The 19,191-nt window shown below is 68.5% G+C and carries 18 protein-coding genes and 1 pseudogene; 4 read left to right on the top strand and 15 right to left on the bottom strand.

Annotated elements, in window-relative coordinates; all coding sequences use genetic code 11:
* Window positions 1-213: 213 nt before the first annotated feature.
* The 5 genes from folC to serA all read right to left on the bottom strand — a co-directional run bounded on the left by folC (window position 214) and on the right by serA (window position 5,325).
* On the bottom strand, window positions 214-1,503 hold the full coding sequence (gene folC / locus ASE35_RS00400) for a bifunctional tetrahydrofolate synthase/dihydrofolate synthase (protein WP_057162636.1): 1,290 nt from the start codon (window positions 1,501-1,503) through the stop codon (window positions 214-216).
* A gap of 91 nt (window positions 1,504-1,594) precedes the next feature.
* Entirely contained in the window at window positions 1,595-2,398 is an 804-nt protein-coding gene (locus ASE35_RS00395) for a TonB family protein (protein WP_082611046.1), read from the bottom strand.
* Window positions 2,399-2,633: 235 nt separating this feature from the next.
* Entirely contained in the window at window positions 2,634-3,044 is a 411-nt protein-coding gene (locus ASE35_RS00390) for an energy transducer TonB (RefSeq protein ID WP_057162634.1), read from the bottom strand.
* Window positions 3,045-3,113: 69 nt separating this feature from the next.
* Window positions 3,114-3,758, bottom strand: coding sequence for a histidine phosphatase family protein (locus tag ASE35_RS00385; protein ID WP_057162633.1), 645 nt, complete (start codon window positions 3,756-3,758; stop codon window positions 3,114-3,116).
* A 1-nt stretch (window position 3,759) separates the two neighbouring features.
* Complete coding sequence (gene serA / locus ASE35_RS00380; protein ID WP_056172477.1) at window positions 3,760-5,325, bottom strand: phosphoglycerate dehydrogenase; 1,566 nt, start codon at window positions 5,323-5,325, stop codon at window positions 3,760-3,762.
* Between the two features lie 389 nt (window positions 5,326-5,714).
* Here serA and ASE35_RS00375 point away from each other — a divergent pair, with 389 nt between their 5' ends.
* Window positions 5,715-5,945 carry a DUF6289 family protein gene (locus tag ASE35_RS00375; protein WP_056172473.1) on the top strand — a complete coding sequence of 77 codons (231 nt, stop codon included), beginning with the start codon at window positions 5,715-5,717 and terminating at the stop codon, window positions 5,943-5,945.
* A gap of 122 nt (window positions 5,946-6,067) precedes the next feature.
* Window positions 6,068-6,295, top strand: a complete 228-nt coding sequence (locus ASE35_RS00370) for a DUF6289 family protein (protein WP_056172470.1) — start codon at window positions 6,068-6,070, stop codon at window positions 6,293-6,295.
* A 115-nt stretch (window positions 6,296-6,410) separates the two neighbouring features.
* Here the strand turns inward: ASE35_RS00370 and ASE35_RS00365 are convergent, their stop codons facing one another.
* The 3 genes from ASE35_RS00365 to ASE35_RS00355 form a co-directional block, all read right to left on the bottom strand.
* Complete coding sequence (locus tag ASE35_RS00365) at window positions 6,411-6,716, bottom strand: hypothetical protein (RefSeq protein ID WP_157489186.1); 306 nt, start codon at window positions 6,714-6,716, stop codon at window positions 6,411-6,413.
* A 133-nt stretch (window positions 6,717-6,849) separates the two neighbouring features.
* Entirely contained in the window at window positions 6,850-9,021 is a 2,172-nt protein-coding gene (locus ASE35_RS00360; protein WP_057162631.1) for a S46 family peptidase, read from the bottom strand.
* A 103-nt stretch (window positions 9,022-9,124) separates the two neighbouring features.
* Complete coding sequence (locus tag ASE35_RS00355; protein ID WP_057162630.1) at window positions 9,125-11,278, bottom strand: S46 family peptidase; 2,154 nt, start codon at window positions 11,276-11,278, stop codon at window positions 9,125-9,127.
* A gap of 144 nt (window positions 11,279-11,422) precedes the next feature.
* Between ASE35_RS00355 and tdh the strand changes: the two genes are divergently transcribed.
* Window positions 11,423-12,457 carry an L-threonine 3-dehydrogenase gene (tdh, locus tag ASE35_RS00350; RefSeq protein ID WP_200943915.1) on the top strand — a complete coding sequence of 345 codons (1,035 nt, stop codon included), beginning with the start codon at window positions 11,423-11,425 and terminating at the stop codon, window positions 12,455-12,457.
* A 111-nt stretch (window positions 12,458-12,568) separates the two neighbouring features.
* Entirely contained in the window at window positions 12,569-13,762 is a 1,194-nt protein-coding gene (kbl, locus tag ASE35_RS00345; protein ID WP_057162629.1) for a glycine C-acetyltransferase, read from the top strand.
* A gap of 69 nt (window positions 13,763-13,831) precedes the next feature.
* On the opposite strand, the gene ASE35_RS00340 is transcribed toward kbl, so the two are convergent.
* From ASE35_RS00340 to ASE35_RS21815, 7 genes and pseudogenes are all read right to left on the bottom strand, one after another.
* Window positions 13,832-14,326, bottom strand: a complete 495-nt coding sequence (locus tag ASE35_RS00340) for a hypothetical protein (protein WP_057161496.1) — start codon at window positions 14,324-14,326, stop codon at window positions 13,832-13,834.
* Between the two features lie 466 nt (window positions 14,327-14,792).
* Window positions 14,793-15,293 carry a hypothetical protein gene (locus tag ASE35_RS21825; protein ID WP_162259001.1) on the bottom strand — a complete coding sequence of 167 codons (501 nt, stop codon included), beginning with the start codon at window positions 15,291-15,293 and terminating at the stop codon, window positions 14,793-14,795.
* Between the two features lie 229 nt (window positions 15,294-15,522).
* Window positions 15,523-16,269 (bottom strand): pseudouridine synthase, encoded by a 747-nt coding sequence (locus ASE35_RS00330; protein WP_056172446.1) that lies wholly within the window; start codon window positions 16,267-16,269, stop codon window positions 15,523-15,525.
* Window positions 16,270-16,336: 67 nt separating this feature from the next.
* On the bottom strand, window positions 16,337-16,852 hold the full coding sequence (locus ASE35_RS00325) for a hypothetical protein (protein WP_056172443.1): 516 nt from the start codon (window positions 16,850-16,852) through the stop codon (window positions 16,337-16,339).
* Between the two features lie 224 nt (window positions 16,853-17,076).
* Window positions 17,077-17,668, bottom strand: a pseudogene (locus tag ASE35_RS00320) (OmpA family protein); the annotation flags it as partial.
* A 466-nt stretch (window positions 17,669-18,134) separates the two neighbouring features.
* Window positions 18,135-18,560: porin family protein (locus tag ASE35_RS21820; RefSeq protein ID WP_235567119.1), on the bottom strand; the 426-nt coding region annotated here is incomplete at its 3' end.
* 237 nt (window positions 18,561-18,797) lie between these two features.
* Window positions 18,798-19,191: OmpA family protein (locus ASE35_RS21815; RefSeq protein ID WP_235567118.1), on the bottom strand; the 394-nt coding region annotated here is incomplete at its 5' end.

The following is a 19,191-nucleotide window of genomic DNA, read 5'->3' as shown; positions in this document are numbered from 1 at the left end:
CGATTACCCCACAGTGCGGTCGCGAAATCCAGCGAACGCGACGACGGTGTCTGGGCGCTTGTTTAGGGCACAGAAATTATGCAATTCGCACGTGATTTGAGCCATTTTCGGCGAATTTCGCCTGCAAGAACCGTCCGCCATGACGCAGCACAGCATCGATGTGCGGCTGCGAAGACCGCACCAGCCGACTCGGCTACACCGCCGCAGCCGACCTCAGCGAGCGCTCAGAAACTCCAGCGCGGCGGCGGCGGTGTGGAAGGAGCCGAACACCAGGATGCGATCACCGCTTTCGGCGCGCGCGAGTGCGGCGCTCAATGCGGCGGCGACGTCCGGATGACGCTCGCCCTCGCCCGCCGCGCCGCCTTGCAGACGCTGCGCGAACGCGTCCACGTCGAGACCACGCGGGCCGCTGTCGGCCAGACCGGCCAGATGCCATTCGTCCACGCCTTCGGCCAGCGCCGCGACCACGCCGGCAGCGTCCTTGTCGGCGAGCGCGGCGAACACCGCGCGCACGCGGCCCGCGGCGGGTGCGGCCGCCAGCCAGGCCGCGAGCTCGCGCGCGGCCTGCGGGTTGTGGCCGACATCCACCAGCACCTCCACGCCGTCGCGCTCGAACCGTTGCAGGCGGCCCGGCACGTGCGCACGCGCCACGCCCTCGGCGATCTGGGACTTGCTCGGCGCGCCGCCCAACGCGCGCAGCGCGGCGATCGCGACCGCGGCGTTGCGCAACTGCGCCGGCGCCGACAGCCGCGGCATCGGCAGATCGGCGCGGTAGCCGACTTCGCGCCAACGCCATTGCGGCTCGGCGTCGATCTGGGCCGGCAGCGGCTCGAAGAAGAAATCGCAGTTCGCGCGCACGGCCGAGGCACCGATCGCGTAGGCGTGGCGCAGCACGCTGGACGGCGGATCGTCGTCGCCCAGCACCAGCGGCTTCCAGCCGCGCGCGATGCCGGCCTTCTCGTAGCCGATGCTCTCGCGGTCGTCGCCCAGATAGTCCTGGTGGTCCAGATCGACGGTGGTGATCACCGCCACGTCGGGATCGACCAGGTTGGTCGCGTCCAGGCGCCCGCCCAGGCCGACCTCGAGGATGGCCAGGTCGAGCTTGGCGCGCTCGAACAGCCACAACGCGGCCAGGGTGCCGTACTCGAAATAGGTCAGCGCGATCTCGTCGCCGTCCAGGCGCGCGGCCTCGATCGCCTCGAACGCCGCTATCAACGCCGCGTCGTCGGCGTCGCGGCCGTCGATGCGCACGCGCTCGTTGTAGGCCAGCAGGTGCGGCGAGGTGTAGGCGCCGACGCGCTTGCCGGCGGCGCGCGCGATCGCCTCGATGAAGGCCACCGTGGAGCCCTTGCCGTTGGTGCCGCCGACCGTGATCACCTTGCGCGCCGGGCGTTTCAAGCCCAGGCGCGCGGCCACGGCGCGGATGCGTTCCAGCCCCATGTCGATGGACTTGGGGTGGATGCGTTCGATATGGGACAGCCAGTCGGCGAGCGTGCGTTGCATGGCGCTATTGTCGCCCAGAACCCGCCTCGGGGGGATCGCGGCGGCGGCCGCGGCCCACCGCGACGCACGCGGCAACGCCGCCCCCGAACGCTCAGGACTCGGGCGGAAGCGGCGGCGGCGGCGGCCGGGTTTCCTGACGCGGCATGCTGCGCATGAAGTCCTCGAAGCGCGCGCATTCGCCCGCGCGCTTGGCTTCGCACAGGCCGCGGCTGAGCATGAAGGCGTTGCCGCCATCGCTGACCAAGCGCTGCCGGATCAAGGCCGGCACGAACGCCCAGCCCTCGTCGAACAGCGTCCACTGGGTGATGTCCAGCCCGTCGGCGCGCACGTACACCCGCGTGCCCGGCGGCGAATCGGGCTGCAGTTTGGCTTCGCGCTCCAGCATCGCCAGGCTGGCGGCGATGGTCTCGTGCGCCAGCGGCTGCGGATCGGGGATGAATCCCTCGACCGTGCGATCGGCGCGCGCGGCCACGCGCGCAACCTGCATCGCCCGGTATTGCGCACGCAGCTTGTCGAGCGACGGCTCGGCAGCGCCGGGCACGGTCGACTCCTGCCTAGGCAAAAACTCTACCGGCACCCGCACCCGGCTCGGTCCATCGGGGGACGGATTGAATCGCCAACTCCTGGCGGCCTCGCTGGCCGCCTCGTCCAGGGCAGCGATGCCCGAACCTTGCTCGACCACGATTTCGCCGGCCTGGCCGCAACGGTCCAGGGCGATCACCAGCACCACGGTCTTGGGCTCCTTGATATCGGGGCGGGGCTGAGCCGGCGGCCGCGGCCGCTGCGATGGCGGCGGGCAGTCCGTCGGTATCGCCGGCGCGCCCTCATCGGCCAAAACCGAACCCGGCGCGAGCGCCGAACCTGCAATGCACAGCGCCGCGAACAAAGCCCGCATGAATCCCCCTGGACGAAGTCTGGCCGCACGCTCGCGGCGAGGCCTAATTGAAGCATGCGGCCTCGGGCGTGCCTACGAGACACGACGCACCGCTTGGTCGTACTGCGGGGCGTGGCGCCCGCCATGGTTGAGCCGAACCATGCGACATGCGGCAACCCGCCGGCGAATTTGCGTTGCCTGGCGCCGTAGCCGGGCCGGTCCGACGCGCCCCGCCGGGAATCGCAGCGTCCCGCGACTAGGGCAAGTCTTCCAGCAGTTCGAAGCGCACCGGCCGCCGCACCCGGCTGGCCACGGCCTCGCCGTCGCGATAGGCGGGCGTCATCCGCCAGCGCATCGCCGCCTCCAGCGCGGCCTGGTCGAATTCGGGATATCCCGAACCGCGCTCCATGCGCGCTTCCGCGATCCGGCCGCAGCGATCGATCGTCAGCACCAGCATCACCACCCCGGACAGGCCCTGCTCGGCCATCACCGGCGGATAGGTCGGGGGCTGCCTCGACGGCGCCGATGCCGGATCGTAGGCCGGGCAATCCTCCGGCATGGTCCCGGTCTCGCCTGGCGATTGCGAGACCGATGGCGCGGCCGGCGATTGCGCCGCGGCCGTCGTGGCCAGCGGCAGCAAGGCGACCAACAGCGGTCCTGATTTCATGACGCTCCCTATGTCGGCCCGGATGCGGAACGATGCCGCGCCCGAGCGGACGCGGCATCGGGCCCGAGCTTACAACGCGCGGTGCACCGCTTCGCCGAACAACAGGGTGTGATGGCTGCAATCGTTGAGCCGGACCACGTCCAGATGATCGACGTCGTTGCCTTCGAGCAGGTTGAGCGTGGTCGGCGCCTGGCGGAAGGTCCACAGCTTGGCCAAGGGAATGCCGAGCACCTTGCACAGCAGCACGCGGTTGACCGCATCGTGGGCGACCACCAGCAGGGTGTCGTGCTCGCCCAGGCCCTCGGTCGCGCGCGCGAAGGCGGGCCAGGCGCGATCGAGCACGTGCTGGATCGATTCGCCGCCGGGCATCAGCACCTCGTGCGGGGCATCGCGCCAGGCTTGCAGGCGTTCGCCGTCGCGTTCGCGGATTTCGCTGGCGAGCAGGCCTTCCCAAGTACCGTGGGCGATCTCCATCAGGCCGGGATCGAGCTGCAGGGTGGCCGCGCGCGCCTCGCCCAGCGCGAGCTCGGCGGTGCGGCGCGCGCGCACCAGCGGCGAGGCCACCGCGCGTGCGATCTCGACCTCGCGCAGGCGATCGCCCAGGGCGATCGCCTGCGCCTCGCCGATCGGCGACAGCGGAATGTCTTCCTGGCCCTGGTAACGGCCTTCGGCGTTCCAGGGGGTTTCTCCGTGGCGTGCTAGCAGGATGCGCATGTCAGACCTGCGCCAGCGAGAGGATGCCGGGGGTCGCGCGCAGCGTGGCCAGTTGCTCCTCGGTGACCGGCTTGTCGACCGTGATCGCGGCGCGCGCCTGGCCGTCGCCGGCCGCGCCCAGCGCGAAGTTCACGATGTTGACGCCGGCCGCGCCGAGCTGGCTGCCGACCAGGCCGATCATGCCGGGGCGGTCCTCGTTGCGCAGCAGCAGCACGTGCGCCTGCGGATCGAATTCGATCTCGACGCCGTCCAGCCGCACCACGCGCGGGCCGCGGTGCAGGGTCGCCTCGATCTCGCGGGTGCGGTTTTCGCCGACCACGCGCAGCTTGAGCAGGCGGTCGAAACCGTCGCCGTCGCCGCCCAAGGTTTCGGCCACGGTCAGGCCGCGCGCGGCGGCTTCCTGCAGGGCGTTGACCGGGGTGACGCGGCCGGAGGCGGTGCCGAGCAAAGCCGCCACCAGCAGGCGCGACAGCGGCCGGGTGTCGAGCGCGTCGGTGCGGCCGGCGTAGGTGATCTCCAGGCGCGTCGGCGCCGGCACCAGGCGCGCGGCCAGGCGGCCCAGCGAGGACATCAGCGGCATCCACGGCCCGACCTCGCGCGCGGCCTCGGCGGTCAGCGGCGGCAAGTTGACGCAGCCGGCGACCGCGCCGGTGGCGACGAAGTCGATGATCTGGCGGGCCAGGATCGTGCTCACCGCCTGCTGCGCTTCGCTGGTGGACGCGCCCAGGTGCGGGGTCAGGATCAGCTTGGCGTTCGCGCGCAGCGGCGAGTCGGCCTGCAGCGGCTCGGTGGCGAAGGTGTCGAGCGCGGCGCCGGCGATGTGGCCCTCATCCAGCAGGGTCAGCAGCGCGGCCTCGTCGACCAGCCCGCCGCGCGCGGCGTTGATCAGGTAGGCGCCCTTCTTCATCGCGCGCATGCGCGCTTCCGACAGCAGGTTGGTGGTTTCCTTAGTGCGCGGGATATGCAGGGTGACCACGTCGGCCCAGGCCAGCAGCTCGTCCAGGGTCTTGAGCGGCACGCTGCCCTTGCCGGCGGCGGACGCGGGCAGGAAGGGATCGTAGGCGGCCACTTCCATGCCGATGCCCTGGGCCTTGCGCGCGACCGTGCCGCCGATCCGGCCCAGGCCGATCACGCCCAGCTTCTTGCCTTCCAGCTCGAAGCCGGTCAGGCCGGCCTTGGGCCACTCGCCGGCCTTCATGCCGGCGTCGGCGCGCGGAATGTGGCGGGCCAGGGCGAACAGCAGCGAGATCGCGTGCTCGGCCGCGGCCAGGGTGTTGCCGTCGGGCGCGTTCATCACCGCGATACCGCGCGCGGTGGCGGCGTCGACGTCGATGGTGTCCACGCCGGCGCCGGCGCGGCCGATCACGCGCAGCTGCTTGGCCTCGCGCAGGGCCTGGGCCGGCACCGCGGTGGCCGAACGCACCAGCACGGCGTCGACATCGGCCAGCGCCAGGGCCAGCACGTCGGGATCTTTGATCGGGGCGGGGGCGACGACGACGTCCCAGCCCGCCTCGCGGAACAGGGCCAAACCGTCTTCGTGGATGCCATCGCAGGCCAGTACTTTCATCGCAAGCTCCATTCGTGGGATGGGAGCGCGGAAAGCCTATGAGCCGGCACTGCGGGAACAGGATGCGGCTACCGGCGGGTCCTGAGAGGCACGGACCTTGGGCGACGCGGCCGCGGTAAAGCGGCATCTGACACGGGTCGGGAGACGGGGCCGGCTGGCATGGGAATCCGCGACTGAAGGCGCAGAGTAGCAAAGCCGGGCGCGGTTGCAAGCGCCGCACCGGCGTCACCCTGCCGATGTGCCTGGCTAATCAATTCGCGATACTCATGCGGACCGCGGTCACAAAGTCACGAAATCTTAGTTTCGGCCTCACTGCGCGCAAACAATTTTCTGCCTACGGTCGCAGCGCCGGCAACGACGCCGGCGCATTCGACGACAGGGAGTGGAAGATGCGAAAGAAGACCGCCTGGACCCTCGGCTTGCTGGCCGCGGCGACCATGGGCGCGGCGATCGCCGCGGTCGGGCCGACCGGCCCCGGCCAGTTCTATTACTACTACGACGCCAATGGCGCGGTGGTCGGCTACCAGGCCATCAACTGCGATGGCAGCCATGCCTCCTGGGGCAAGTTCACCAAGAACTACGCCGACGGCTACTTCATCTGCGACCCGGATCCGCGCTAAGCCGATCCGCCGATCCGCCACCGCGCAGGCGCCGCGATGCGCATGCGTGCAGCCCACCACCGCCGTACCGGCGCCCCGTCGCGCAACCGCGTCGTCCGCGCCGCATCCAAGGAGAAACACCCATGCGTAAGCGCCTCGTCATCGGTCTGGGCCTCGCCCTGGCCGTCTACGCCACCGCCGCCCTCGCCCGCCCGCCGATCGCCGACGAGATCGGCGAGTTCTACGTCTATTTCGACGCCAACGGCCAGGTGGTCGGCGAGTCCTCGATGGACTGCGACGGCACCTACTACCAGTCCGGCGTGCTGACTTCGCGGTATAGCTCGGGGCATGCGTTCTGCCCGGGCGATTGAGGCCCAACCGTTGCGATGAAAGGAGGCCGGGCGATGCCCGGCCTTTTCGTTTCCGCGCCCGAATCCGCGGCGGGCCCATTCGCGACTCCGCCACCCGACGCGCGATCGGCCGCTGTCAATGCGGATACGGCACGATCGACAAGCCGGTGTCATCGTTGCACAGCAGCAGATAGCGTTTGCCGGCTTCGAAGCGATGTTCGATGTACGAGACCTGGTGACTGCTCGCCACGCCTTCCGGCAAGTTCGGGCATTGGCGACGGATGAGGTGGTTCCCAGGCAGCAGCCGGATCGCCTCGCGTCCCAAGCCTATGCCGTCGACATCGACGAGCTCGCCGGCGAATGGCGCGATCGGCTTGCCGTCCGCGCCGGCCACGTACAGCCGCGCCGATGCCGCCTCGAAATCGATATTGCCCGACGGCATATTCGCGCATCCGGTCATCGCCGTGGCCAGGAACGCGGCCGATAGCGCTCGATTCATCGTTCACCTGTTTCGCGAAGGACAATAAAAAAGGCCGGGCAATGCCCGGCCCCTGGTGCGAATCAATTGCAGCCGATTACTTCGGCGCGACGTTGAGTTCCTTCAGCAACTGCGGCGCCGGATAAACCTCTTGCATGATCCAGCGCATGTAGCGCTGATCGACCGCGATCATGCGGGTCATGGTCGGGTCGAACACCCAGTTCGAGCTCACCGATTCCCAGTTGCCGTCGAAGGCCAGGCCGACCAGCTTGCCGCTGCCGTCCAGCACCGGCGAACCGGAGTTGCCGCCGGTGATGTCGAGGTTGGACAGGAAGTTCACCGGCACCGTGCCCAGGCGCTTGTCGGTCAGGCCGCCGTAGCGCTTGGCCGCGATCGCGTCGAGCAAACTCTTGGGCGCGTCGAAGGGATCGGTGCCGGTGGCCTTGGCCGCAACCTCCTCCAGCTTGGTGAACGGCACCTGCTTGCTGCCGTCGGTCTTGGTGTAGCCCATCACGTTGCCGAAGGTGATGCGCAGCGAGGAGTTCGCGTCCGGATACACGAACTGGCCCTTGCTCTTCTTGTAGTCGGCGACCGCCTGCAGGTAGATCGGACGCGCGACCAGGGTGTCGCCGGCGCGGGTCTTGCCCTCTTCCTCCAGCTTGAGCACGGTCGGCATGATCGCCACCGCCAGTTGGATCGCCGGGTCCTTGCTCTTGTTGAACGCGGCTCGGTCGGCCTGCATCAGGCTCATGCGCTGTTCGGTGCCGCCCAGCTTGGTCTTGGCCAACTTGTCGAGCGCGCGCTTGACCGCCTTGTCGTCGTTGCCGCCCAGCCACTTGTCGAGCGCGGGAATGCGCTGCGCGGCCGGCAGCTTGAGGTACTCGGCCAGCCAGTAGGCCTGCAGCTGGCGGTCCATCTTGGGATCGTAGCGGCGCTCCATCTGCTTCATCGCACCTTCGAACGACGGCAGATCGCGCTGCTGATAGCCCTGCTCGCGCTCGGGATCGGGCTTGGCGCGTTCGATCGAAAGACGATAGAGCTGCAGCGCGGCGCCGATCGCGCCGGTGTTGCGGAACTGGCTGAACACTAGGTCGCGTTCGCGATTGGCGCGGGCCTGGTCGCCGATCTGGACCAAGGTTTCGTGCGCGGCCAGCGCCGGCTCGCCCTTGGCGCCCTGCTTGCGCAGCCACTCCAGCACCGCGGCGTCCTCGGCGTGCTTCTTCTCGCTGGCGCCGATGCGCTGGAAGCCGTCGAGCTGGCCGTCGTAGTTCTTCATCGCATTCTGCCAGCCGCGCACGGTGCTGGCGTACTTGACCGCGATGTCGGGGTTCTTGGCGCCTTCGGCCTGGACCATCGCGACCAGTTTCTTGTAGTGGCCGCCGACGGTGGGATAGGTCCACTGCGCGGTGTTATCGAAGTCCTCGGCCAGGGCGTAGCGGCTGGTCGAACCCGGGTAGCCGGCGACCATCACGAAGTCGCCCGCGCCTAGCGGCTGGGTCGCGATCTTCAGCCAATGCTTGGGCTGGTAGGGCACGTTGTCGGCGGCATAGGCGGCGGGCTTGCCGTCCTTGCCGACATAGGCGCGATAGAACGAGAAGTCGCCGGTGTGGCGCGGCCACATCCAGTTGTCGACTTCGCCGCCGTAGTTGCCGACGCTGCCGGGCGGCGCGTAGACCAGGCGCACGTCCTTGATCTCGAGATTGCGGAACAAACGATAGACGTTGCCGCCGGAGAAGCTGTAGAGGCGGCAGCGGAAACCGGCGTCGGCCTCGCAGGCGGCGACCAGGCTTTTCTCCACGCTTTCCAGCGCGCGGGTGCGGCCGATCGCGTCCGGGGCGGCGGCGATCGCGTCCTTGACCTGCTTGGTCACGTCCTGGATCGAGTCCAGCGCGTAGATGCGCGCGTTCGGGCCGGCGGAGACTTCCTGGCCCGGCGTGGCGGCATTGAAGCCGTCGCGCATCAGGTTCTTCTCTGGCGTGGAGTTGAGCTGGATCGCGCCGTAAGCGCAGTGGTGGTTGGTCACCACCAGGCCCTGCGGCGACACGAAGCTGGCGGTGCAGCCGCCCAACGAGACCACCGCGCCCATCGGGTCGCCGGTGAGGTCGGCCAGCTGCTTGGCGTTCAACTTCAAGCCGGCCTTCTTCAGCGGGCCGGCAATCTCCGGCAGCTGCTGCGGCACCCACATGCCCTCGCCCGCGTGCGCGAGGCCAGCCCCGACCGCGAACGTTCCCGTCATCGCCATGGCCGCAGCCAACGCCGTATATCGCATGCAACACTCCTTGCGCTAATCGACCGGCGAGTCTAGCCCGCCGGGGGTGGGCCCGGGCATGACGAAAGTCCTGCCCGGGCTGTTCAGGTTTTGCCGATGCGGCTTATTCGGCCGGCAACTGCATTTCCTTGAGCAGGTGCGGGGCCGGATAGACCTTGGCCAGCAGCCAGCGCAGGTAGCGCATGTCGACGTGGATCGCGCGCTTGTAGCGCGGATCGAACATCCAGCTGGCGCTCACCGCTTCCCAGTTGCTGTCGAAGTTCAGGCCGATCAACTTGCCATGCGCATCCAACACCGGCGAGCCGGAATTGCCGCCGGTGGTGTCCAGGTTGGTCAGGAAATCGACGGTCTGGGTCTTGAGTTCGGGGTCGGCCGTGCTGCCGAAATCGCCCTTGGCGATCGCTGCGCGCAAGGTCTGCGGTGCGTCGAACGGCTCCGCGCCGGTGTGCTTCTCGAGGATGCCTTGGACGGTGGTCAGCGGGCGATAACGCACGCCGTCGCGCGGGTCCATCGCGCTGACCTTGCCGTAGCTCACGCGCAAGGTGGAGTTGGCGTCCGGATAGACCGCGCGGCCCTGCGATTTGCGGTAGCCGATCAGCGCGCGCATGTAGGCGGGACGCAGGCGCAGCAGTTCGCCTTCGCGGCTCTTGCTGTCCTGTTCCAGGCGCAGCAGCGCCGGCATCAGCGCGGCGGCGGCCTTGAGCAGGCTGTCGTCTGAGGCCTGCAATTCGGCGGCCGGTGCGTTCATCAGGCGCAGGCGTTCGGCTTCGTCGCCGAGTTTGCTGCCGGCGTACAAGGTGTCGAGCGCGGCTTGCAGTCCGTCCGCATCGGCGCCCGCGAACACCGCGTCGAACTCGGCGACGCGCTGGTCCTTGGGCAGGCCCTGGTACTGGATCAGCAGGTCGCGCAGCAGTTGCTTTTCGACGCTCGGCGCATAACGGCGCTGGACCTGCTTGAGCTGGCCGGCGATCAGGGTTTCGTCGCGCTGCTGATAGCCGGACTCGCGCTGCGCGTCGGGCTTGGCGCGCTCGGCCGCCAGTCGCTGCAAGGTGATCGCGGCGCGCAGCAGCTGGCTCTGGCTGCGGATCGCGGTCAGCAGCTGGTCGCGCTCGGCGGTCTTGGCGGCCGCGTCCAGCACCTGCTGGGCGGCGTCGATGTCGGCGCGGATCGCCTTGGCATCGCGCTGCTGGCCCAGCCAGGCCAGCATCGCGGCTTCGTCCTGCGCGCGCACGCGCACCGCATCGCTGCGGCGCAGGCCGTCGAGCTCGCCCTGGGCGCGCTTGAGGGTGTTCTTGGCGCTGGCGACCTGGGCCGCGTACAGCACCTTGGCGGCGGGATCGTTCGCGGTCGCACGCTCGACCACACCGATCAGGCGATCGAACAGCGCCACCCGCGAGGGCAGCTGCCATTCGATCTGTTGCTTGAACTCGGAGGCCATGCGATGGCGGAAGGTCACGCCCGGATAGCCGGCCAGCATCGCGTAATCGCCTTCGCGCACCGGATCGGTGGACACCTGCAGATGGCCCGGCGGCTGGTAGGGCACGTTGTCGGGCGAGTAATCGGCCGGCTTGCCGTCGCGGCCGACATAGGCGCGCAGCAGGGTGAAGTCGCCGCTGTGGCGCGGCCAGACGAAGTTGTCGATCTCGTCGCCGTAGTTGCCGATGCTGTTGGGCGGCGCGTAGACCAGGCGGATGTCGCGCAGTTCGAGCTGGCGGATCAGGTAGAAGTCGGTGCCGTAGTACATGTTGGCGACGCTGCAGCGCACGCCCGGCTCGCGTTCGCAGTCGGCCACGGCGGCCTTGGTCGCGGCGTCGACCGCATCGTAGTAGGCGCGGCCGCGCTTGCCGCGCGCGTCGGCGAGGATGCGGTCGGTGATCTTGTCGAAGCCGGTGGTGACCAGCACGCGGTAGTCGGGATTGGCCGGCAACTCGGCGGCGCGGTCGGCGGCGATGTAGCCCTGGCCGATCAGGTCGCGCTCGGGCTTGGCGTTGTACTGGATCACGCCGAAGGCGACGTGGTGGTTGGTCAGCACCAGGCCGTCGGCGGAGACGAAGGCGCCGGTGGCGCCGCCGACCTTGACCACGGCGTTCATCGGCGGCTTGGCCAGTTCGGCCAGGTCGCCCGGCTGGCCTTGGAAGCCGGCCGCGCGTAGCTGTCCGGCGATCTCCGGCAGCTGCGAGGGCATCCACATGCCTTCATCGGAATGGGCGGGCGCGGCGCACAGGGCCAGGGACAGGGCTAACAGACGGGGGCGCATGGTCGATCCGGATCGCAGGGAAGCGGCGACGATAGGCGATGCGGACCGGACCGGGCAAACCCGGGCGGGCCCCGGCGCGGGTCCGGGGCGTATAATTTCGGCCTCTTTCCGCGCCTCCGCGCGGCACTCGAAGGCAAGCACCCCATGACGCAAACGATGAAGGCATTGGTCAAGCGCGAAGCCGGCAAGGGCATCTGGATGGAACAGGTGCCGGTGCCCGCGCCGGGCCCGAACGAGGTCCTGATCAAGCTCGAGAAGACCGCGATCTGCGGCACCGACCTGCACATCTATCTGTGGGACGAGTGGAGCCAGCGCACCATCCAGCCCGGCCTGGTGATCGGCCACGAGTTCGTCGGCCGCGTGGTCGAGCTGGGCGCCGGCGTGTCCGGCTACACGATCGGTCAGCGCGTCTCGGCCGAAGGCCACATCGTCTGCGGCCACTGCCGCAACTGCCGCGGCGGACGCCAGCACCTGTGCCCGAACACAGTCGGCATCGGCGTGAACCGCAACGGCGCGTTCGCCGAGTACATCGTGATGCCGGCCAGCAATCTGTGGCCGATCCCCGACCAGATCCCGAGCGAGCTGGCCGCTTTCTTCGACCCCTACGGCAACGCCGCGCACTGCGCGCTGGAATTCGACGTGGTCGGCGAGGACGTGCTGATCACCGGCGCGGGCCCGATCGGCATCATCGCCGCCGGCATCTGCAAGCACATCGGCGCGCGCAACGTGGTGGTCACCGACGTCAACGATTTCCGCCTCAAGCTGGCCGCCGACATGGGCGCCACCCGCGTGGTCAACGTCGCCAATCAGTCGCTGAAGGACGTGATGGCCGACCTGCACATGGAAGGCTTCGACGTCGGCCTGGAAATGAGCGGCAACCCACGCGCCTTCAACGACATGCTCGACTGCATGTACCACGGCGGCAAGATCGCCATGCTCGGCATCATGCCCAAGGGCGCGGGCGCGGACTGGGACAAGATCATCTTCAAGGGCTTGACCTTGCACGGTATGTACGGCCGCAAGATGTACGAGACCTGGTACAAGATGACCCAGCTGGTGCTGGGCGGTTTCCCGCTCGGCAAGGTGCTCACCCACCAGTTGCCGATCGACGATTTCCAAAAGGGCTTCGACCTGATGGAAGCCGGCAAGGCCGGCAAGGTCGTGTTGAGCTGGAACTGATGCAGGCCGGGATTTGGGATTCGGGATTGGAGATTCGCAAAAGCGAACTTCGCCGAACCCTCCCGCTTCGCTTTGCCCATCCCTAATCCCCAATCTCGAATCCCGGCCTCTATGTCCCTGACCCAGCGTTACGCCGACACCCTCGACGAAATCCGCGCCGCCGGGCTGTTCAAGTCCGAGCGCGTGATCACCAGCCCGCAGTCGGCCGAGATCACCCTCGCCGACGGCCGCACGGTGCTGAACTTCTGCGCCAACAACTACCTGGGCCTGGCCGACCATCCCGACGTGATCCAGGCGGCCAAGGACGCGCTGGACAGCCACGGCTTCGGCATGGCTTCGGTGCGTTTCATCTGCGGCACCCAGGACCTGCACAAGCAGCTCGAGAAGACCATCGCGGACTTCTTCGGCACCGAAGACACGATCCTGTACGCGGCCTGCTTCGACGCCAACGGCGGCCTGTTCGAGCCGCTGCTGGACGAGCACGACGCGATCATCTCCGACGCGCTCAACCACGCCTCGATCATCGACGGCGTGCGCCTGTGCAAGGCCAAGCGCTTCCGCTACGCCAATTGCGACATGGCCGACCTGGAGAAGCAGCTGCAGGCCGCCGACGCGGCCGGCTGCAAGACCAAGCTGATCACCAGCGACGGCGTGTTCTCGATGGACGGCTTCATCGCGCCGCTGGACGAGATCGTCGCCCTGGCGCGCAAGTACAACGCCCTGGTTCACATCGACGAATGCCATGCCACCGGCTTCCTCGGCGCCAGCGGCCGCGGTTCGGCCGAGGTCAAGGGCGCGATGGACGGCATCGATATCTACACCGGCACCCTGGGCAAGGCCATGGGCGGCGCGCTCGGCGGCTTCACCACCGCGCGCAAGGAAGTGATCGAACTGCTGCGCCAGCGCTCGCGCCCCTACCTGTTCTCCAATTCGCTGCCGCCGCACGTGGTCGCGGCCGGGATCAAGGCCTTCGAGATGCTGTCGGCCGCCGGCGAGCTGCGCGAGCGCCTGGCCGAGAACACCGCATACTTCCGCGAGCGAATGACCCAGGCCGGCTTCGACATCAAGCCCGGGGTGCACCCGATCGCCCCGGTGATGCTGTACGACGCACCGCTGGCGCAGAAGTTCGCCACGCGCCTGCTCGAAGAGGGCATCTACGCGATCGGCTTCTTCTTCCCCGTCGTGCCGCAGGGCCAGGCGCGCATCCGCACCCAGATGTCGGCGGCGCACACCCGCGAGCATCTGGACCGCGCGATCGCGGCGTTCGCGAAGATCGGCCGCGAGCTGGGCGTGATCGCAGCCTGAAGCGGCCATGGCGACGCCATAAACGCGTAACGACGGGCCGCCGCCAGGGCGGCCCGTCGCATCGGGCGCTTACTGCTGCGCCGCGATCATTTCCTGCTCGACCCGCAACATGCTCTGGGTGAGCATCAGCAGATCGATTTGCGCGCGCGACAGATAGACCTGCGAGGTCGGCTGCTGCTGCAGCACGGCGAAATCGATGCTCAACTGCTGCGAGTTGATGCTGGCCAGTTCGGTCTGCATCACCGCACGCTGCTGGGCCGGGCCGTTGATGTACTGACCGTTGTTGTAGGTCAGCTGGTTTTCCTGCTTCAGCTGCAGCAGCGACACGGTCAGCATCTGGCCATTGACGTTGGCCGCGGCGAAGGCCGCGCGGGCCTCGTTGATGCGGCCGGCGCTGGCATGCATCTGGCCGATCTGGTGCTGCAGTTGGACCTGGGCGAAGTTCAGCTTGGCCAATTGCAGCTTCTGGTTGGCGACGACCGGATCGGCCGAGACCAGCGGAGCCAACGCCAACATCAGCAGCATCAGCAGGGCTTGCAGGGCGGACTTGGGGGTATGACGCATGAATGCTCTCCATGAGATTGGGGGAAGCGCGCAATCGTGCGCGCGGTGAGGCGCCGGCGCCGCAACGGGCGGGCCGGGTACTGCATGAGTCGTCGATGCCGGTCTGATTGCGGATCGGGCGATCCGGGCCGGCGGCCACCTCCTTGTGCGGATAGCGCGCCCGTCATGGACGCGGCCGGCGCGGCGGCGCGGAGGCGCGACCGGGGCGGCGACGGCAGCCTAGCCGAAGCGCGTGGCGCGCGACCAGTGTCTGACGCCGCGAATGCGCGAATGGATCGTGCGCACGCCGATGCGGCGCGGGCCTAGTCGCGCCAGTCGAGGGATAGCGATCGCGCAGGGCATGCTTCGGCCACCCGCGTCGCTGCGACGCGTAGACACATCCGCCCTGGCCTACGGCGAGCGAACGCGGCCACTCGGCGTTCGAGCACGCGGCGCCTTCTGCGCGTTCTCGACGCGAGCGCCGCCGTCAACGTTCGCGCGCGATGCGGCGGCGCTTGTCTTCCTTGCGCACCGGCGCCGGCGCGCCCGTGGCCACGCGCACGCCCTTGGCCTTCATCCAGGCGTCAAACTCGTCGGCGGTCATGCGCTTGCCGTTCTGCTCCATGTTGAAGCGCCAGGGCGTGTTGTCGTAGCGGGTCTTGGGCTTGTAAGCCGTCGGTGCGGCGGCGGCGGCGCTGCCGCCGCGCTTGCGCTTGTCGCGGCGCGCGCTCAGCTGCGTGCAGGCGCCCAACGGCGAAGGCGCGAGCGAGGGCGACAGCGGTTCGACCCGGCCGAAAGCCTGCGCGAGCGGGCCGTCGGCGTGCGCGCTCGAGCGGCGCGCGAGCTTGGGCGAGGCCGCGGCCGTTTCCAGCAGCAACGCAACTTCGGCCTGCGCGGCCGGAGCATCGGCGCCGCGGCACGGCACCTCCTGCGCGCCCAGCCAGTTCGCGCACAGCAGCAGCGGCAGAGCCATCACGATCTTGCGCATGTCGCTCACTCCCCAAGTCCAGGTATCGGTCCCGGGGGAGTCTAGGTGCGCTGATCGCAACTCAAAGGTGGTAAACGGTGCGCTCCGCCACAATCCCGCGCATGCGCGCTCGGCGATGTCGCGATCGCGGCGCGCGCGCACGTAGCGATGCCGCAGCAGCGCACGTTTTTTTCGGGCAGGCGACGCGTCGGTTAAGTCTTCGCGGCGATTCGGCCGGCGCGAATGCGCATCAGCGCGAGAGTTGCGCGATCTCGGATGCGCCGAGCATGCGCCACTGGCCCTTGCCGAGTTCGCCCAGCACCAACTCGCCGATCGCCACCCGCAGCAGGCGCAACACGCCGATGTCGAACGCGGCCAGCAGACGGCGGATCTGGCGGTTGCGGCCTTCGTCGAGCACGATTTCCAACCAGGCGTTCTTCTCGCCGCTGCGCAGCAGACGCGCGGACTTGGCGCGCAGCGCCACGCCCTCCTCGATCACGCCGGCAACCAGGGCCGCGAGCGTCTCGTCGTCGGGAATCGTGTCGATCTGGACGTGATAGGTCTTGTCCGGCCCGTGCTCGGGATCGGTGATGCGCGCGGCCCACTCGGGGTCGTTGCAGAACAGCAGCAGGCCTTCGCTGGCCTGATCCAGGCGCCCCACCGGCGCCAGCCAGGGCAAGGGCGCGCCCTGCCATAGCGCGCCGTCGAAACACCGGTAGACGGTGTCGCGGCCGCGCTCGTCGCGGGCGCTGGTGACCAGGCCGCGCGGTTTGTTGAGCATCAGGTACAGGCGCGCGGCCTGATCGATATCGCGCCCGTCCACGGCGATGCGCGGGCGGGCGCGCGGGGCGCTGGCGATCGGGAACTCGGGATCGCGCACCACGCGGCCGTCGACCGCGACCCGGCCGGCGGCGATCCAGCGCGCGGCTTCGCTACGCGAGCACAGGCCTTGCTTGGACAGCACGCGGGCGAGGCCGTGACGGGGCGAGGTGGTCATGGGCACGGCCGCGCGCGTGGCGCGGCCTCGACGGCGAGGGAGAGCGAACCGCGCGCGGACGCGGGGCTTACTTCTTCTTGCCCTTCTTCTCGTCCTTGGGCGCCTCGACCACGGGGGCCGGCGCCGGGGCGGGCGCGGCGGCGCCCGGGGCGCCCTTGGCCACGCGCACGCCCTTGGCCTTCATCCAGGCGCTGAATTCGTCGGCGGTCATGCGCTTGCCGCCCTGGCTCATGTCGAAGCGCCAGGGCGTGTTGTCGAACTGGGTCTTGGGCTTGTACGCGGCCGGGTCGTTCGAGGTCGGCATGCCGCCCGCGGCCGGTTTGGCGTTGGCCAGGTTGCAGCCTTCGATGCGCATGCGCAGCAGCACGCGGTCCACCGACAGGGATTCGTCCAGGGCCTGCGAAAGCACGCCGGTGGGCGAGCCGAGCTGATAGCTGGGGGCGACCAGTTCCGGCGCGATCGGCGCGATCACGGTCGGCTGCACCGCCAGCGCGGGCGCGGTGATCGAACCGCAGTTGCCGACTTCGGCTTGGGCGATCGTAGCGATGAACAGCAGCGGCGCTGCAGCTAGGACACGATGCATGGCGAACTTCCTCCGGTCTGGCCGTCGCGATGTCCCGACGGGGTCCGGACACGACCTGGGCAGTGTAGGCGCGGGGGGCGGATCGGACAACCGCGCATGCGTGCGCTAGCCGCGGTTTCGCCGTTGCGATCACATTCCCCGCCGCCGCGCGCGAAAAAACGAAGCCCGGCACTGGGCCGGGCTTCGTGTGTTGCGGCGGGTTCCGAAGAACCGGCTGGCATCCCTTAGTTCTGGGAGTTCAGCTCGGTGCGACGGTTGGTCTCGCTCTTGCAGCCCGGGAACGCCTGACCCTTGTCTTCCAGCGGACGGCTTTCGCCGTAGCCGTTCGGACCGCCCAGACGCGACGCTTCCACGCCGTTGCTGGTCAGGTAGTCGTACACGGTCTGAGCGCGACGCTCGGACAGCTTCTGGTTGTAGGCGTCCTTACCGCACTGGTCGGTGTGACCGGCGACTTCGACGCGCAGCGACGGATTGCGCTTCAGGATCTCGACGGCCTCGTTGAGGATGGCGGTCGAATCCGGACGCAGCGTGGCCTTGTCGAAGTCGAAGTTCACGCCCTTCAGGTCGATCGAGACCGGCACCGGGCAGCCGTCCGGACCGATGGTCTGGCCAGCCTGCGAACCGGGGCACTTGTCGTCGCAGTTGTTCACGCCATCGCCGTCGTCGTCCTTGTCGGCGCAGTTCGGCGCCACGACCGGAGCCGGAGCGACCGGAGCGGTGGCTTCCGGGCCCAGCGGGACGATGATGCCGACCGAAGCCAGCACGTCGCCGAACCAGTCTTCCTGCGGAGCGGCATTGCTGGTGTCGTCGAAGTCGNGGACGCAGCGTGGCCTTGTCGAAGTCGAAGTTCACGCCCTTCAGGTCGATCGAGACCGGCACCGGGCAGCCGTCCGGACCGATGGTCTGGCCAGCCTGCGAACCGGGGCACTTGTCGTCGCAGTTGTTCACGCCATCGCCATCGTCGTCCTTGTCGGCGCAGTTCGGCGCGACTTCAGGAGCCGGCGGCGGCGGCGGAGCAGAGGCTTCCGGGCCCAGCGGGACGATGATGCCGACCGAAGCCAGCACGTCGCCGAACCAGTCTTCCTGCGGAGCGGCATTGCTGGTGTCGTCGAAGTCGGCGCGGTACGCCAGCTCGGTACGGATACCGACGCGGCCCAGGTCGCCCTGGATGCCCAGACCGACCTTGGCGGCCAGGTTGCCGTCTTCACGGCGGCCCGGCGAGTTCGGCGACGGGAACGCGTTGAACTCTTCTTCCGAACGCTGGTAGCCGATACCCAGCAGNCTTGGCGGCCAGGTTGCCGTCTTCACGGCGGCCCGGCGAGTTCGGCGACGGGAACGCGTTGAACTCTTCTTCCGAACGCTGGTAGCCGATACCCAGCAGSGCGTACGGGTTCCAGTTGCGGCCTTCGGTGATGAAGTGGCGACGGAAGTCCAGCGAGACGCCGTACTGGCTCCACGACAGGTCCTGGTCGGCGTCGAACTTCGGGTGCTGATAGTTCAGTTCGCCGTCGATCGACCAGGTCGGGCTGATGAACTTGCCCAAGCCCAGACCCAGGAACGGCGCGTTGCGCGTACCGCGGTCGTTGTCCTGAATATTCATACCGGTGGAACCGGTGATGTACCAACGGTCATCGAAATCCTGCGCGCTGGCCGCCTGGGCAAACGCCAAGCCCGCCAACAGTGCGGTGCTCAACAAACGGATCTTCATCTCTAACTCCTTCAGATCAGTAGGAACGGTTTGATTCACGGCGGAAACGCGTGACAGGGACCCGGTCTGGCACGGTCGCTCCGGCAGGCGGTCACTGGCGGGGCCGATCATACACTGTCAAGACGATTGTTAATACCACTTAACGTTACTTCTTAACAAAGGCACATAAACGAACGAAGCCCGGCACTAGGCCGGGCTTCGTGGGTCTTGCAGCGGGTTCCGGGGAACCCATCGTCCTTAGTTCTGGACGTTCAGCTCGGTGCGGCGGTTCTTCTCGCTCTTACAAGCCGGGAACGCCTGGCCCAGATCTTCCAGCGGACGGCTCTCGCCGTAGCCGTTCGGACCCGACAGACGCGCGGCGTCGACGCCGTTGCTGGTCAGGTAGTCGTAAGCGGCGCGGGCGCGACGCTCGGACAGGTTCTGGTTGTAGGCGTCCTTACCGCACTGGTCGGTGTGACCGGCGACTTCGACCTTCAGCTCGGGATAACGCTTCAGGATCTCGGCGGCTTCGTTCAGGATCGTCACCGCGTCAGGACGCAGCGTGGCCTTGTCGAAGTCGAAGTTCACGCCCTTCAGGTCGATCGAGACCGGCACCGGGCAGCCGTCCGGACCGATGGTCTGGCCAGCCTGC

It is taken from the genome of Lysobacter sp. Root916, from assembly GCF_001429785.1.
In the GTDB taxonomy this organism is placed as follows: domain Bacteria; phylum Pseudomonadota; class Gammaproteobacteria; order Xanthomonadales; family Xanthomonadaceae; genus Lysobacter.
Note: the sequence above shows the minus strand (reverse complement) of the source record. Positions and strands in the feature narration are given on the sequence as shown.